Raw genomic sequence first — 17,635 nt, forward strand, 5'->3', positions numbered from 1 at the left:
GACATTACTATCTTTCTTTTGCACCTATTAATAGAGCGTGATATGATAAATTTGGAATGAAAGTTGAAGGAGAGATTACAAGATGTCAAATGCATATGAAGAATACATGCGTCAAATGGTAATTCCAATGCGCCAAGAGCTAGTGCGTTCTGGATTTGAAGAGTTAACTACAGAAGAAGCTGTAACAGAATTTATGGAGAATGCATCAGGTACAACATTAGTAGTTGTAAACTCTGTTTGTGGTTGTGCAGCTGGTTTAGCACGTCCATCAGCAGGTCAAGCAGTTGTACGTGCTGAAAAACAACCTAATCATCTTGTAACTGTATTTGCAGGTCAAGATAAAGATGCTACTGCGAAAATGCGTGAATACTTCGGAGAAATTCCTCCATCTTCACCATCTATGGCATTACTAAAAGGAAAAGAAGTTGTTCACTTCATTCACCGTCATGAAATTGAAGGGGCAACAATGGACGAAATTATTACAAACTTAGAACAAGCTTTCGAAAAGAATTGCTAAAGAAGGGGGAGAGTAAATCTCCCTCTTTTCTTTATATAGAGGTGAAACAATGATAGTAACAACAGCAGGAAGAACAAATAAAGAAATGACAGCATATGCAAAAAAAGTAGCAGAAGAATTAAATAGCGCTTTCGTTATTCGTAAGGATATACCTGTATACAAACTACATGAGCAGTACGAACAAGATGTACTTGTCGTAGGAAAGAACCGATTAGCTATTTATCCAAAAGGTACGGAAGAGTCGTTTTTCTTTCATCCAAATTCAGCAATGTTTCGTGTGAAAAGGTTAATGCGAGGTGAACATGATCCGTTTGTACTAGCTGCAAAGTTAGAGAGTGGAATGTCGGTATTAGATTGTACGCTCGGTATGGCATCAGATAGCATCGTAGCTAGTTATGTCGTTGGTGAGAACGGAAAAGTAACAGGGCTTGAAGGTAATGAATATATGGCTTACATCATGGAGAACGGTTTGCAAACATGGTCTTCATTAGTTGAAGAAATTGATGAGGCAATGCAAAGAATCGATGTAAAGCAAACGGAGCATTTCGCATTTTTAAAACAATGTGAAGATAATAGTTATGACGTCGTATATATTGATCCGATGTTCGAAGAAACTGTCATCGAATCAGATGGAATTAGAGGATTAAAACACTTCGCTTTGTATCATGATATTACTGACGAAACAATTGCGGAAGCGAAGCGTGTGGCGAGAAAACGTGTCGTTCTGAAAGATCATTTCCGTAGTTCTAGATTTGAAAAACACAATTTTCATGTATACAAAAGAAAAAGTGCAAAGTTTCATTTTGGTGTAATTGACCCTTGCTAATTGTTTGAAAAGATGTATAATAAGCAATAATTAATTAAATATACTGTCTGTGATGAAGAGAGTAATCTTTTTCAGAAGGAAAGCGAGCTAGGGATGGTGGGAGCCTGGTGCGGAGAAAAAGATGAAGCGCACTTCGGAGATGCTTCTTGAACGAATAGTAGAGTAAGCCGGGGCCCCCTGTCCTCGTTACAAACGGGAAAGTGGTTCAAAATGAACAACAAGGGTGGTACCACGGGTTAAAACTCGTCTCTTTTTTAGAGACGAGTTTTTTGTGTTTTAAAAAATAAGGAGGTTGTAGTATGGAGTATAAAACGCAGTTTGCGAAAAGCCTATCAAGTATTATTACGAATGCATTAACACAAAATCAAATTTTAGACTTAATTGAAACGCCAAAGCAAGATGAATTCGGAGATGCAGCGTTCCCGTGTTTTTCACTTGCGAAGCAATATAAGAAAGCACCGGCTATTATTGCAAAGGAGATCGCAGAGAAATTAAATGATCCGTTCTTAACGAAAGTAGAGGCTGTTGGTCCTTATGTAAACGTATTTTTTAATCGTCAAACAGTAAGCGATGAGGTATTAAAAACGATTTTAGCAGAAAAAGAAGAATACGGCCAAAATCATTTTGGACATGAAAAAACGGTAGTTATCGATTACTCCTCACCAAATATTGCGAAGCCTTTTTCAATGGGGCATTTACGTTCTACGATGATTGGTAACTCGTTAAAGCATATCGCCGAAAAATGTGGATATGAAGTTGTAGGAATTAATTATATTGGAGATTGGGGAACGCAGTTTGGAAAGTTAATTACTGCATATAAAAAATGGGGCAATGAAGCAGTTGTTAAAGAAGATCCAATTCGCGAATTATTTAAGCTATATGTTCAGTTTCATGAAGAAGTAAAAGAGAGCCCAGAACTAGAAGAAGAAGGACGTGCGTGGTTTAAAAAATTAGAAGAAGGTGATGAAGAAGCAGTCGAACTTTGGAATTGGTTCCGTTACGAGTCTTTAAAGGAGTTCTCTCGTATTTATGAACTTCTCGGTGTGGAATTTACAAATTTTCAGGGAGAAGCTTTTTATAACGATAAGATGGAAGACTTCGTTGGAATTTTAGAGGAACACAATTTACTTGAAGAATCAGAAGGCGCATTAGTCGTTAATTTAGAAGAAGAAGGTATGCCGCCTTGCTTAATTAGAAAATCTGATGGTGCGACTATTTATGCAACACGTGACTTAACGGCAGCTTTATATCGTCAAAACACATATGGATTTGATAAAGCGCTATATGTTGTGGGCCCAGAACAAAGTTTGCATTTTAATCAATTTTTCACTGTATTAAAAAAATTGGGCTACAACTGGGTTGATGGAATGGAACATATACCGTTCGGATTCATTTTAAAAGATGGTAAGAAAATGTCCACACGTAAGGGTAGAATTATATTACTAGAAGAAGTACTTGAAGAAGCAGTTGCGCTTGCGAAACAAAATATTGAAGAGAAAAACCCTAATTTAAAACAAAAAGAAGAAGTAGCAAAACAAGTCGGTGTTGGAGCAGTCATCTTCCACGATTTAAAAAATGAGCGTATGCATAATATCGAATTCTCATTAGAAAATATGTTGAAATTTGAAGGAGAAACAGGACCATACGTACAATACACACACGCGCGTGCTTGTTCGATTTTAAGAAAAGAAAGCGCGGAATTTGAAACGTGTAATTTTGAATTGAAAGACGATTATAGTTGGAGTGTAGTAAAACTACTCAATAAATTCCCGCAAGTAATTGAAACAGCCTTTCATAAAAATGAGCCATCAAACATTTCGAAGTACGTATTAGATGTAGCACAATCATTTAATAAATATTACGGTAATGTTCGTATATTAGAAGAGAGCGAAGAGAAAGACAGCAGACTCGCATTAGTTTATGCTGTGACGGTTGTATTAAAAGAAGGCTTACGTTTACTCGGTGTTGGGGCTCCTGAGGAGATGTAAAATAAAAATGTGTTTATGTGCAGTGACAAATATTCACAGTACGTTAGTAATGAACTGCAGATCAAATTAAAGCTAAATATAGTAACAAAAAGACAAATCGGGCGACCATTAACCTGATTTGTCTTTTTGTATTTTCTTGAATAAAACTCTTAACTATAAGGAGTTATATGCTACGAAGTGTAAGAACTCTATAATTTTGTTGTGAAATCAATTAAAATATTTTTAGAGAGGATGGTTCGTATTGATTCGAGGTTTCATTTTACATATTCCTTGTCATAGAATACCGGAAAGGAGTTTCCTTAAACTACAAAAATACATACCTTTATGTGCACGATGCACAGGTATGCTTATTGGTTTCTGTATGTTCCTAATTTACTTTTTAATAACACCTTCGTTTAGTCTCTCATTAATGCTATCCTTTTTTGCTCAAATTCCATTATTAATCGATGGATTCACCCAAAAGTGGAGATTGCGAAACAGTACAAATTTGCTAAGAGTAACTACCGGCTTATTAAGCGGTAATGGTATGGGACTATTTATTGCATCTAATATTATATGGATTCTTTCATAATCCATATAAAAATGGAGGTAGCTACTTATATGTTTTGGATTTACATAATTCTAATTTTTATATCAGGAGGAAGTGGAATTGGTTTTATCATTCATGAAAAATATATAGAAGCAACAATAGCTTTTGTTATTTGCTTATTATGTATGATACTACTATATTTTTATCTAAAAAGAAGCAAAAAAAAGAGAAATTTAGATTGTGACGTAATAGATTGTACCGATTGCTCAGATTGTGATTGTACTAACTAAACTTCTATTTATTTCGATATTTTTATAAAAAGGATTATATATCGTTTCAGGTATGTAATCTTTTTTGTTTTTCTCAAAATTAGTTTGTCAAATAGGTGGAGAGTAAAGAACATGTACAATTTAACGCTTTAATTAGAACTAAACATCTCTAAAATTTTTAGAAACATAGGAATACATATATTAAATGGAGAACTATAGTTTTGTAAATAATAGGGGGTGCTAGACTTGGAAGAGTATGATTGGAATAGTAAGTTAGCGTATTTAAGAAATACGAGAGATTTATATTATAACGATGATTATTTAAGCTTTCTAGTTAATTCAGTTTGGAAGATTTCTGAGCCAGTACATATTGTTGATTATGGTTGTGGATATGGTTATATAGGCTTGGCCTTGTTGCCTTTACTTCCAGTTGGATCAAAGTATACAGGGATTGATAGAGGGGAAACGTTAATAGCTAAAGCGAGAGAGTTATTTCGTGCACTCCCATATGAAACAGAATTTATTGAGGGGGATGCTACAGAAAATGAATTGAAAAATAAATACGATATAGCGGTCTGTCATGCTTTCTTATTACATATGAATTCACCTAAAACGATGTTACAAAAAATGATTAATTCAATTAAGGATGTTGGGAAAATAATATGTTTTGAACCACATTGGATTTCTAATATGTCTTCATATGTACTCGGTGGAGTAAACCAATCGGAAATCATCCAGCTTGGTGTTTTACAGAGGTTATTCGAACGAGACGTGCAAACAAGTGGTAAAGATGGCAATATTGGTATAAAAATACCGATTTATTTAAGTGAATTAGGTGTTAAAAATATTGAATGTAGAGTAAGTGATAAAGTGAATTTTTTAGATTCTAATATAAATCAAAATGATAAACAAGGTTTATATAATTCTCTAAAAGAAGAGGGGATTGCTAGTAATCCAGGTAAAAAACAACCATTTATAGACCGTTTAATGAGTCGGGGCTTAACATATGATGAAGCGCTAGCTCAATTTGAAGCAGAACTACGATTTTTTGAAACGTGTCATATACACTCTTCTATAGTTTACGCTCCAAGTATGAGGATTACATATGGTGAAATAAGGAGAAGAATCTAATTTTAGAAAAGTAGGGATATAATGAGAATTGCTACTTTGAATATTTGAAAATTCAACATTAACTTAATCACGCGTAGTTCAAAGTGATCATTACGGTGTTTTTGTAGATTTAAAATCTGATAAGTGAAACAAAAGAGAGATTGTCCTACAGGACAATCTCTCTTTAACGCATAAAATAGAAGTATCTATTATTGTCAAAATTTGTAGGTGAATCGATATTCTTTGTCGAATCACTGATATAATTTCATTTACTGAAATAATGTTCTACAAAAAAGGAGACAAGATCCTCTTTTTAAGGTTATACGATATTTCATCAAATTAAACAAAATGCCGAGAGAAATCATCGTTTTTAAGATATTTAGTTACAAACTTGAATAATATTAAATAATATCGTTCATTATATGAGGTTTTAGTTGAATGCATACTATATGATGTGTAAAATCTAAGCAAGTAGGTTAGAATACTGCTTGCAAATGGCAGTATAAATAATTATTTGAGGTGAATGCATGCTAGATTTTAAGCAATTAGAAATTTGTTTGAAGGAAAAGAGATTTATAGATGGATTACAGGAGATAAATAATGAAATTGCACATATAAAAGAAACGAATAAATTATCATACGTGAAGAACTGGCTTTCTAACGTTCCATCACCTAAAGAGTTTGATATATTAATTCGCCTTGCTGATGAAGGGTTAATGCATCAATATAGCTCCTTTTTAATTCGTTACACTTATAAAAAGTTCCCAAATATGAGAACGCTCTCTTTGTATTGTGATGAGTTAATTGATGAGCGTAAAATCCTTGATGCAGAACAATTGTTAAAAAATTCTTTGGAAGAGGTAAATGAAGAAGAAACTGATGCTGATGTTTTAGCGAAAGCATATTTTACGTTAGTTAGATGTTTGTTAGATATGAAGCGAAATGAAGAGGCATATGCCTATATGCAAAAGGCAGAAAAGTATAGCACACATGCAGTTTTTGATAAATGGGGTTACTTATATATACAGACCGGTGAGTGGGAGAAAGCAGAGGAACAACTTTTAGCTGGACAACAGCATAAAGATTGTGAAGAGTTAGCTACATATTTACTAGCACAATTATATGCATATAAAGGAGAACAGCAGCGAGCATTACAACTCATTAACGATGCGATTGCAAAGTTTCCACAAATACCATACTTCCATTTTGAAAAGGTGAAATATTTATTAGATTTAGAGCGCTTTGAAGAAATGTTAGCGGTAATAGATAATATGAATCAAATGCTTTCGTATCACGCTTACACAACTTATTTCATACATTTACGTGCAGAAGCATTGTATAAAAGGAATGAGATTAAAGAGTTACAAGCACTATTGAAAGTAGAATTGAGTTTGAAAAATTCTTTATATCATCATATAGAAAAAAATCCGGATGGAAAAAAGGTCCGGTTACCGTTAGTTCCAATTGTACAAAAGGATAACTATTGTGTTCCGACGAGTTTGGAAATGATGTTAGGATTATGGGGAGAAAACCGCACGCAAGACGAAATTGCAAAGCATATTTTTGATGTAACAGGTTCCAAGTTTTCAGATACAGTTACGTATTTAGAAGAATTAGGTTACGAGTATCGTTATTTTAAAGGGAATGAAGAGAATTATAAGAAGTTACTTGATCAAGGTATTCCCGTTTTATTAAGTATAGATATTGATCACGCTTCCCATGTACAAGTACTTTCTGGTTATGACAATGTGTTACAAGCTTTTTATATTCAAGATCCGAATTTCTTAGAACCGATTCTTGTAGAATATGATAAGTTGCAAGAAAAATATCGTTATACAGATTGTTTAGCTATTACGTTTACGCCAAAAGATAGAATAGGACAGCTTTCCTTTTTAAGTGTGGAAGAACATAAGTATTTTAAATCAATTTTTTCTCTTACAGATCATTTAGATGAGCAAGATAAAGAGGGAATTGAAAAGTTGATACTATTTTTAAAAGAAACAAGTGAAAATCCAAACACTTGGTTATATACAATTAAACATTTAGATGCTGAAGTAGATAAAGAGTTTATTCAGTTTTGTATAGAAAAGTTAATGGAGAAGTTTCCGAGCTCTGACTTTGTGAAATTGCATAGTGCACAGTGTTTTATTCGCCTGCAAGATATGAAGAAAGCAGGACAAATGCTTCAAAGTGTGGAGAAGAAAAACAATCAAGCGTTATATCATTTTATAAATGGACGTTATTCTTTTGAACAAGATAATTATGCAGAAGCGATTGCTAGTTTTCGTTCATCATTACAATTGGATGCAGACCAACCAGTTGCGTGGAGTTTCTTAGCTTTATCATACATGTATATGGATCAATCTGAAAAGGGGCTAGAGTATTCTCTAACAGCTATAGAACGTAGTCCAGAAAGGTTTACGCTTGTAAATCACGGTTTAATATTAATAGATTTAGAACGATATGAAGAGGCATATGGATTCTTTAATGATTTATTAAAAGAATATAAATATGAAGCGCACATATGGTATGAACGTGCAAGATGTGCTCAGCATTTAGGAAAAGTGTATTTGGCGGTAAAAGGACTTAAAGTGGCGATCCAATTAGATAAAACGGCAGCGTATGTATATACGAAGCTTTCGGAAATCTATGAATCAGATTTGGATGATGGGAATAGTGCGAAGGAAATTTTATTACAAGGAATTCAAAATTGTGAGGATCAGGCGTCTTTATATGTTCGTTTAGGAGATGTTCATTTTCAAAATGATGAACTTGAAGAAGCAGAAACTATTTATAAGCGTTCTTTAGAAGAAAATAATGAAGATGTATATTCTCATTTCGGTTTAATTCAAGTTTATATGGCAAAAGAACAATATGAGGATGCCAAAAACTATCTTGTTAATATCAATAAGCAATTTGAAGACAATCAAGATTTCCTTATGAATGCTGGCATGGTGCTATGGGATGCTGAAATTGCATTAGGCGGGGATGAAAAAGAATTAAAACTTGCACTTTCTAAATTAGAGAACGGTATACGAAGAGTATACGCTAATATATCCAGCGTGTTAGATGAGTATGTAAGTCGAATAAAAGACACAGCTTTTGTGCAACGAGGCATAGCGTTTTTAAGAACGTTAGAAAAAGAAAAAACGGAAGTAATTGAATTCGGTTGTTACGCTGGTGTTTTATATGAATCTATTGGACAGTATGATCAGGCGATAAAACGATATAATGATGCACTTAAGAAAAAACAGGATTCATTGCCGTATTTCCGTATTGGTGAAACATTCATGGCGCTAGGGCAATTTCAAGAAGCGAAGCATGCATATGAAACATGTTTAGAAATGGATGAGAATTTCATAGGTGTACATTTACAGCTTGCTGAAATATATGAAAAAGAAGAGAATCGTTTCAAAGAACAAAGTCATATGGTACAGGCGATGAAAGAAGAGCCGTTGCATATTAATATGGAATATTTGGCGCAGCTTTCCGTAGAAATGAATCTTCAAGAAGAATTGCTAATTGAATTAGAAAAATTAGCGGAAGAAGTTTCTGAAATATGGCGTTTAGATGCGATTGCATACGTGTTTGGTGCGATGAATGATATAGATAAAGAAAAAGAATATATCGAATACGCAATGAAGATAGATGAAGAGCATGTGGAAGTACTATATCATTATGCGAAAGTACTTGTTAAAAAACAGAATGCAGAAGCAATCGAAGTTGCGTTGAAAGTAATGCATAAAGATTTGGAAAGTGAACGTATATTTGGTGTGTACGTAAAAGCAATGGAGCAACATAAAAAATTATCCCAAATAAGAGACGCACTTCATACGTTAAAGGTGAGAAAAGCAGAAAGAAGTACAGCATTTGTTTATGCAGCTACTGCGGTTGCCGAAAGATTAGTAGAAAGGCAGCAAAATGAGCAACCGAAAAAATCTATATTTACAAGAGCATTTTATCGCATGAAAAATCGTGCGAAGGAAATTTCAATGATTACAGTTATTATTGATTTATTTGAGATTTCCTTAAAGTTAAACCCAAAAAATAGTATGGCAGCGCAGCGTTTCGCGATATTTTACGAGAATGCAGCGATGAATAAAGAAGCGATAGAGGTATTACAAACGTCGTTAGAAAATAAGTGGGATTATGATGTAGCGAAGCAACTTGTAAGTCTTTTCATTGAGTGTGAGGAAGAAGATATGTTACGAGATGCTTTCGAATTAACGAAACAAATGGTTCGAGAGCTACCGGATGATTATGATACGCTTCTTTTACAAGCGAATGTATTATGTAAGAATGGAGAAGAAAGAAAAGCAGAAAAAATTTGCTTACAATTAATTGAGAAAACGCCATTCGTAAGTAGAGGATTCCTTGCTTTAGGAGAAATGTACCAAAGTCAAGAGAGGTTTGAGGATGCGATTCATTTATTAGAAGGTGCTACTATACATCATCCAAATGAAACGGCAATTCTTCTTACTTTAGCATCTTCATATCATAGAGCTGGACAAACGATAAAGGCAGAAAAGATAACAAGTGAAATATTAGATATTGATGCTACTGACTTGTTAGCAAGATATGATCATGCTTGTTACTTAGCTGTATTAAGCAGAAATGAAGAGGCAAGAGAAGAACTTGGAATTGTACTTCGTGAAGATGAAACCGGATTTTTTGCTGAACTTGCAGAGGAAGATGAAGATTTATCGGGATTGCGAGAATTTGAAAAATAAATGTAAACGAATAGTGAAAAAGGATATAAATAAAAATATATTTTGAATTAGTTGACAATTAATTGTTAGATGGCATAAAATAACTTTTAATAAAGTATACAAATCTGAAGACGAGAAAGAGTAAAATAGTGAGCTGTTCCCCAGAGAGCCGGTGTATTGCTGAAAGCCGGTGTTCAGACATTATTTGAAAATCATCTCCGAGGAGCCGCGGCTGAATAAAGTAAGCTCGGACGGATGTCTACCGTTACAAAGAACGCGTATGTTAGTACGTTGCTAAGTGCTATTAGTGAAAAGCTAATAGAATTAGGGTGGTAACGCGGGTAAACCCGTCCCTATTTCATAGGGACGGGTTTTTTGTGTGCTTTTAAAAAATTCAAAGGAGTGGTTGTAGATGAAGAAAGTAGATGTAAAAGAGTCAGCTGTAGGGAGAGAAACACGTATTCGTAAGCAGTGGAATGAACAAAGTATTTTCGAGCAATCAATTCAGAATCGAGAAGGCGCACAATCTTTTGTGTTTTATGAAGGGCCACCAACAGCGAACGGATTACCACACGTCGGCCATGCACTTGGGCGGGCGATTAAAGATTTAGTAGCGAGATATAAAACGATGGCTGGATATAAAGTATTAAGAAAAGCCGGATGGGATACACATGGATTACCGGTAGAATTAGGCGTTGAAAAACAACTGGGCATTTCAGGTAAACATGAAATCGAAGAATACGGAATTGAACCGTTTATTCAAAAGTGTAAAGAGAGTGTATTCACATATGAGAAGCAGTGGCGTGAATTTACGGAGAGCATTGGATATTGGGTAGATATGGATGATCCGTACGTTACTTTAGAGAATCCATATATCGAAAGTGTATGGCATATTTTAGGAACAATTCATGAAAAAGGCTTGTTATATAAAGGGCATAGAGTTTCACCATACTGTCCAAGCTGTCAAACATCGCTTAGTTCACATGAAGTTGCACAAGGATACAAAACGGTTAAAGATTTAAGCGCAACGGTTAAGTTTAAAGTGAAAGATAGTGAAAATGAATATTTCCTTGGATGGACGACAACACCGTGGACGCTCCCAGCGAATGTTGCACTTGCCGTACATCCGAATATGGAATACGTAAAAGCAAAACAAGAAGAATCAGTGTATATTGTTGCTAAAGACCGTGTGCAAGAAGTGCTAAAAGAAGATTATGAAGTAATGTCTGTTCATAAAGGAGAAGAATTATTAAATATTTCATATACAGCACCGTTTCCGATGAAAGAAGTTACAAATGGATACCGTGTTATTGCGGCAGACTTTGTTACTGCAGATAGTGGTACGGGACTCGTTCATATCGCTCCAGCATATGGGGAGGACGATTATAGAGTCGTTCAAAATGAAGGGTTATCATTTTTACATGTTGTAGATGAGAAGGGTGAGTATACAGAAGCAGTACCATTTCTAAAAGGTAAGTTTGTAAAAGAATGTGACGTTGATATTGTCCGTTATTTAGCTAAAGAAGGTTTGTTATATCATAAAGAAAAATATGAACATAGCTACCCACATTGTTGGCGCTGTGATTCGCCGTTACTTTATTATGCAGGAGAAAGTTGGTTAATTCGAACAACTGAGATTAAAGAGACGTTTTTACAAAATAATGATACTGTCACGTGGTATCCAGATCATATGAAGCATGGACGCTTTGGGAAGTTTTTAGAAAATATGGTGGACTGGAATATTAGCCGAAATAGATATTGGGGAACACCGTTAAACGTATGGGAATGTGAAAGCTGCGATCATCAATTCGCACCGAAAAGTATTGCTGAATTAAGAAAGCATAGTACAAAAGAAACACCTGAAGATTTAGAATTGCATAAGCCATATGTGGATGAAGTACAAGTATGCTGTGAGAAATGTGGAAGTACAATGAATCGAACACCAGAAGTAATTGATGTTTGGTTTGATAGTGGTTCAATGCCTTTTGCGCAATATCATTACCCGTTTGAAAATAAAGAGTTGTTTGAAGAACAGTTTCCAGCAGATGTAATTGCAGAGGGAATTGATCAAACACGCGGCTGGTTTTATAGTTTATTAGCAGTATCAGCGCTATATACAGGGAAAGTACCATATAAACGAGTATTATCATTAGGGCATGTATTAGATGAAGAAGGACAGAAAATGTCTAAAAGTAAAGGTAACGCACTTGATCCTGTGGATTTAGTAGAGAAGTTTGGTGCCGACGCACTAAGGTGGGCTTTACTCGTTGACAGTGCTCCGTGGAATGCGAAACGATTTTCTGAAAGAACAGTACAAGAAGCGAAATCTAAATTTGTAGATACGTTAGTCAATGTGTATAGCTTCTATGTTTTATATGCAAATTTAGATGGATATAATCCGAAAGAAAAGTATGAAGTTAAACGTACGAAATTAGATGAATGGGTGTTATCAAGATTGCATAGCACAACGAGAAAGGTAAGAACTGCACTAGATGATTATCAATTTACGAATGCAGCTCGTGAAATTGCTGCGCTCGTAGATGAAGTGAGTAACTGGTATGTAAGACGTTCACGCAATCGTTTTTGGGAGTCAGGAATGAATCCTGAAAAAGCAGCTGCTTATGCAACTCTACATGAAGTACTTGTTACAATTAGTAAACTAATCGCACCATTTACACCGTTTGTAGCTGAGGATATTCATCTAAATTTAGAAGGAAGCAGTGTTCATTTAGCAGATTATCCGGTTGTAAACGAATCACTTATTCAGTCAAAGTTAGAAGCAGAAATGGACGCTGTTTTACAAGTTGTTGAACTTGGGAGAAGTAATCGCAATCAACATTCATTGAAAGTAAAACAGCCGTTAGCAGAGCTTGTATTACTTGAGCATAAGGAAAATGATATCGATTGGGAATCTTATCGTGATATCGTAATGGATGAGCTAAATGTTAAAGCGTTCCATGTTGAACTGGATGAAACGAAATACACATCATATCAATTAAAGTTGAATTTTAAAACAGCGGGACCGAAGTTCGGTAAGGATGTGAATGCAGTAAACGGGTGGCTAAAACAATTATCGCAAGAAGAAGTACAGAACTTTGTTTCAACTGAAAGAGCAGCATATCAAGCAGCATCAGGGGAAGAAGTAGTTGTAACGTCTGAAGATGTATTAGTAGAAAAAGTAGCGAAATCAGGATTCTCAAATACGACTAATGGACAGTATACAGTTATGTTAGACACGAATGTAACGGAGGAATTGCTACAAGAAGGAGTGGCTCGTGAATTCATTCGAGCAGTGCAAGAATATCGTAAACAATTGAATTTACCGGTTAACTTACGAGTTGATGTTGTTCTTGATACAGAAGATGAATTGGAACATACATTAACGAACTATAAAGGGCTATTAGAAGAAAATTTACTCGTAAAACAATTTACGTTTCGTGCATTAACGAAAGAAGATGATGAACTTTCATTAGGTGAGACAAAAGTTCGAATCAAACTGAGCCCAGCTAATTAAATAAAAAGGAAGTTGGAATGAACGATTCCAACTTCCTTTTTGTATGAAGAGAAATTATCCGGCTAATTTTCTCATAATCCATTCGATAGGGCCTCTAGAAAATTTCTTTCTCCATAAAGTGCTAAATAATACACTGAAAATGAAAAATCCAGTAGCAAATAATAAAACGAAAAGTAGTGTTTGATGTTCCATCTTATTTAATAGAATCAATGTCCCAATACCGATAAATACATGGCTTACATAATGAGTTAATGTGAGTTGTCCTGTTTGTACAATGGCCGTAATAAACCAATTCTTTTCATATTTTTCAGCAAGATGGAGGCAAATTATTAATATAGCAATAGCAGATCCTGTAGCTGATGCGACGTATAATATATTGGGTAAAATGGGTCCTGTGTTAAACAAAAATGTAGATGATTCTTCACCAATGTATGGGATAAATAGCTGTGTTAATATTTTTGATAATAGCTCTATAATTACGGTTGTTGTTATACCGAGTAAGAACAACCAATGTCTAATTTTTATATTATGAAGATCTAACCTGCCAATTATCATACCGATTAAGAAGAATGAAAACCATGGGAAAATAGGGTGATAGCCATTAAAGAATAAGTTGCGAAGGAATCCTTTTACTGTCCAAAAGTCTATATAGTTTATAAATGAAGTAGAGCCTCCCCATCCTTCGAAGGCATTGAAAGTAAGTTGGAGATATTGTGCAGTGAGTAGAATAATGATAGAAAGCCATATTAATATAGTTCTTCGTACAGTAATTAGTAATGCAGCAATGAAAAGATAAACGCCATAGTAGTGTAATATATCCCCCGTCCATTCCATTACGTACAATAATAGTCCTAAAATAAATAAGAATAGTGATCGTTTCCATATCATTTTTCGGCTATTACTAATTTTTATTTTCTCGTGGCTAGCAACAGATGACTTAGTCATTAAAGTTATGCCAATCCCAGCAAGTATAACAAACAAGGCAGAAGCTCTACCTTCAAAAAGTGACATAAAGGTTTTTAACAGAGGAGGACCATTTCCTTCCGCCCCTGTTATTACCATGAAATTAACTAGTAACATTCCAAACATCGCCCAAGCTCTAGCAAAATCTAAGCCGATAATTCGTTTTTTACTTTTCATAAGAATCACTTCTTTCAAATATGCTGTTAACAGCTTCAATCCATATTTGTTTATAATCCATATTTATATCAAACATCATATAACTTCCGATATTATCAAGTACTAACGCTAACATATGAGCTTTTGAAACTAGATTTTTATTTTGAATGAGTTGAAGTTCATTTGCTTTTATGAGGAGTGATTCAAATCCGTTTAAATATTCTGTTTGCACAGTTAGTAATCGATCTTTGTACATATCGTTTCTAGAAGAAAGTAAAACATATTCTTGCAACACACGATTAAAATAAGGATCGTTACGTTGTTCATCAATCATTTTGAATCCAATTTCAATACATTTCTCAATAAAATTTTCATACGTAAACTCTTCTGTATGGAAAAAAGAAGAGAATTGCATTGCTTTGCATAATTCATTAAAAATACCTTCGATTAATGCGTCTTTAGATTTAAAGTAGTAATAAATAGATGGTTTGGCGATACCAACTTCTTCAGCAATCATCGTGTAAGTTGTTTTAGCGATACCATTCTCAGCGAATAAGCGGTAACTCGCCTCAATTATCGAAGAGAGTGTTTCTTCACTTTTGCTCATAATAAATCCTCCTAATAAAAAAGGTTACATAAATCGTATCATTCATTAATAATATTTTCAACCTACCGTTAGGTAAAAAACAGCCTGTTTTTTAATACATTAATTTAAAAAGTATATGGTTAAGGGAATTAATAAAGAAATATATTTCTACATTATTTTTCTCGTTTTACACATAAATATTGAGAAAATTTCACTCACCTTAAATGTAAAGGTAATATATTTGCTCATATAGAATTACTCGTAGATTCACTTTATTTCGTTACTTGTGGACAGTAATAGCCTTATAGGAATGGGATAAAGGTTTCAATTTATTAGGGGGAGTGGTTTTATGTTAAACAAAAAAATGGTGGCAATGGCAATGACTGTGCCATTAGTAATGGGGACAATTTCTACTGTTTCAGCACTTGAAAAACAACAGGAAGTAAAGTTAGAAGCTTATTCACCACAGAAAAAGGCAATTGAATATTTAAAAGGGAATGCTGATCAGTATGGATTAAAGCCAGACCTTTCAGACTTACAATATATTTCTACAACAGAAACGTCAGTAGCTTCATACGTTAGGTTTCAACAAGTAGTCAATGGTGCTCCTGTATTTTCAAAACAAATAACAGTTACTCTTAATGGAGAGGGAAAAGGAGTGCTGGCAGTTTCTGATTATCAGTCTGTTAAAGGTGTGAAGGAAGTAACGAACAAGATTAGTGAAAAAGATGCGGAACAAAAATCAATGGCGTATGTTGGAGGAGAAAGTGAGCAAAATCTATGGGCTCCTACAGAGAAAGACTTCGGATATATTATTGAAGAGGGAATCGCTATCCCAGTATACAAAGTTGTAGTCCATTCTAATAATCCATTTGGTGCATGGGAAACATTTATTGATGCGGAAAACGGAAAGTTAATTAAAAAGGTTGATATAAACCGAAAAGCAGAAGGAAATGGAAAAGTATTTTTACCTAACCCTGTCGTATCAAGTGGTAGTTTAGCAGGGTTAAAGGACAATAATGATGCAGATTCTACAGCGTTAAATAATCAACTAAAAACAGTTACTTTAAAAGGTCTAGATGGTACAGGATTTTTAATTGGGGAGTATGTCACGATTTCTTCAAAAGCGAAGACGAAATCTACAAATCTACAATTTAACTATACACGTGCAAATGATAGTTTTGAAGATGTTATGTCATATTATCATATCGATACATTACAGCGTTACATTCAAGGATTAGGCCTTAAAAATATTAATAATCGTTCCATTAAAGTGAATGTAAATGGTACAACTGATGATAATTCATTCTATTCTCCATCAACGAAAGCTTTAACTTTCGGTACTGGCGGAGTAGATGATGCAGAAGATGCTGGCATTATCGCACATGAATACGGGCATTCGATTCAAGATAACCAAGTACCTGGATTCGGAAGTTCAGCAGAAGGCGGAGCGATGGGAGAAGGATTTGGTGATTTCTTAGGCGCAACGTATGAAGATGCGGTATCAACGACGGGTTACGGAAAAGCATGCATTGGAGAATGGGATGCGACTGCTTACTCTAGTTCAGATCCAACGTGCTTACGCCGATTAGATAATAATAAAGTATATCCAAAAGATATAACAAATGAAGTACACGATGATGGGGAAATTTGGGCTCAAGGTCAATACGAAATGGCACAAGCTTTTGGACGTGATGTAGCAACAAAAATTATTTTACAATCACATTGGTCATTAACACCAAATGCGAAATTCCGTGATGGAGCAAAAGCGATTAAGCAAGCAGATGCTCTTTTATACGGCGGACAACACGCAGCTGAAATTGATCGTATTTGGACGGCGAGAGGAATTAGTACGAATTAATATAAAACGTCGTGGCATTTATAAGCCACGACGTTTTTGATTTGTTTAAGGACCGGTACTAGAAAATTTATTTATATCGGCGATAATGTAAATATATCAACAAGTTTACTTTGTCGCTTCTTTAAAAACAAAATGCTCTTTAAACTTTCTAGCTTCAACTTTTTGACCGTTTCTCATAGAGCGGAAAGGATGTTCTTGCCACGTAATGATAACGTCAACCTTATCGGCTTTTGTAGCAACAGGGAAATTAGCGTGTTCAAATCCAGTTTTTCCGCTTGCTAGACGACTTTCTTTTAGGGAAAAGAGTTCATATTTTGTTTTCGTATTTGGTTCATTGCGGAAGACTTCAACTTGTACGTTATATACTTCGCTTTTCCCAAGATTTTTTACAGAGAAATGATATGTTTGAAATACACCTTTTTTAGGCTGCAACAATTTTTCACCCGTTTTTTTCACTTCATCAATATTCACTTGCCATTGATTAGAGTTTTGAGAGACTGGTAAAGAGTTTGGGGAATAAGCATACGTTTCATTAACTGCAACTATGCATAACAATAGGAAAAAGAAACTAATCGTTTTTCTCATATGCACACCTCCGCTATAAAAT

The 17,635-nt window shown here is 34.6% G+C and carries 12 protein-coding genes and 2 other annotated features; of the genes, 9 read left to right on the forward strand and 3 right to left on the reverse strand.

All coding sequences use genetic code 11. The features are described from left to right. Positions 1-82 precede the first annotated feature (82 nt). The 8 genes from U860_RS0116015 (at position 83) to ileS (ending at position 13,462) form a co-directional block, all read left to right on the forward strand. Positions 83-517 (forward strand): BrxA/BrxB family bacilliredoxin, encoded by a 435-nt coding sequence (locus U860_RS0116015; protein ID WP_025149348.1) that lies wholly within the window; start codon positions 83-85, stop codon positions 515-517. Between the two features lie 49 nt (positions 518-566). Continuing rightward, on the forward strand, positions 567-1,343 hold the full coding sequence (locus tag U860_RS0116020; protein ID WP_025149349.1) for a class I SAM-dependent methyltransferase: 777 nt from the start codon (positions 567-569) through the stop codon (positions 1,341-1,343). A 40-nt stretch (positions 1,344-1,383) separates the two neighbouring features. Further along, positions 1,384-1,597: a binding site (T-box leader), on the forward strand. Positions 1,598-1,642: 45 nt separating this feature from the next. Then, on the forward strand, positions 1,643-3,331 hold the full coding sequence (gene argS / locus U860_RS0116025) for an arginine--tRNA ligase (RefSeq protein WP_025149350.1): 1,689 nt from the start codon (positions 1,643-1,645) through the stop codon (positions 3,329-3,331). Between the two features lie 241 nt (positions 3,332-3,572). After that, entirely contained in the window at positions 3,573-3,902 is a 330-nt protein-coding gene (locus U860_RS33480; RefSeq protein WP_081806753.1) for a DUF2085 domain-containing protein, read from the forward strand. 29 nt (positions 3,903-3,931) lie between these two features. Beyond that, positions 3,932-4,150: a hypothetical protein gene (locus tag U860_RS0116030; protein WP_025149351.1), complete on the forward strand. Its 219-nt coding sequence runs from the start codon at positions 3,932-3,934 to the stop codon at positions 4,148-4,150. Between the two features lie 225 nt (positions 4,151-4,375). Continuing rightward, positions 4,376-5,260, forward strand: coding sequence for a class I SAM-dependent methyltransferase (locus U860_RS0116035; RefSeq protein ID WP_025149352.1), 885 nt, complete (start codon positions 4,376-4,378; stop codon positions 5,258-5,260). A gap of 506 nt (positions 5,261-5,766) precedes the next feature. Then, a complete protein-coding gene (locus U860_RS0116040; RefSeq protein WP_025149353.1) occupies positions 5,767-9,969 on the forward strand; it encodes a bacteriocin-processing peptidase family protein in 4,203 nt (1,400 codons plus the stop codon). Between the two features lie 98 nt (positions 9,970-10,067). Beyond that, positions 10,068-10,306: a binding site (T-box leader), on the forward strand. A 54-nt stretch (positions 10,307-10,360) separates the two neighbouring features. Beyond that, on the forward strand, positions 10,361-13,462 hold the full coding sequence (gene ileS / locus U860_RS0116045; protein WP_025149354.1) for an isoleucine--tRNA ligase: 3,102 nt from the start codon (positions 10,361-10,363) through the stop codon (positions 13,460-13,462). A 54-nt stretch (positions 13,463-13,516) separates the two neighbouring features. On the opposite strand, the gene U860_RS0116050 is transcribed toward ileS, so the two are convergent. Then, positions 13,517-14,602, reverse strand: a complete 1,086-nt coding sequence (locus U860_RS0116050) for a heparan-alpha-glucosaminide N-acetyltransferase domain-containing protein (RefSeq protein ID WP_025149355.1) — start codon at positions 14,600-14,602, stop codon at positions 13,517-13,519. Further along, the gene (locus U860_RS0116055; RefSeq protein ID WP_025149356.1) at positions 14,592-15,188 is read right to left on the reverse strand and encodes a TetR/AcrR family transcriptional regulator; all 597 of its coding nucleotides are present in this window, start codon (positions 15,186-15,188) and stop codon (positions 14,592-14,594) included. The genes U860_RS0116050 and U860_RS0116055 overlap by 11 nt, the downstream gene beginning before the upstream one ends. Positions 15,189-15,516: 328 nt before the next feature. Here U860_RS0116055 and U860_RS0116060 point away from each other — a divergent pair, with 328 nt between their 5' ends. Further along, positions 15,517-17,028, forward strand: coding sequence for a M36 family metallopeptidase (locus U860_RS0116060; protein WP_025149357.1), 1,512 nt, complete (start codon positions 15,517-15,519; stop codon positions 17,026-17,028). 105 nt (positions 17,029-17,133) lie between these two features. On the opposite strand, the gene U860_RS0116065 is transcribed toward U860_RS0116060, so the two are convergent. Continuing rightward, on the reverse strand, positions 17,134-17,613 hold the full coding sequence (locus U860_RS0116065) for a hypothetical protein (RefSeq protein ID WP_025149358.1): 480 nt from the start codon (positions 17,611-17,613) through the stop codon (positions 17,134-17,136). Between the last annotated feature and the right edge of the window lie 22 nt (positions 17,614-17,635).

The organism is Bacillus sp. H1a, from assembly GCF_000633475.1.
Taxonomy (GTDB): Bacteria; Bacillota; Bacilli; order Bacillales; family Bacillaceae_G; genus Bacillus_A; species Bacillus_A paramycoides.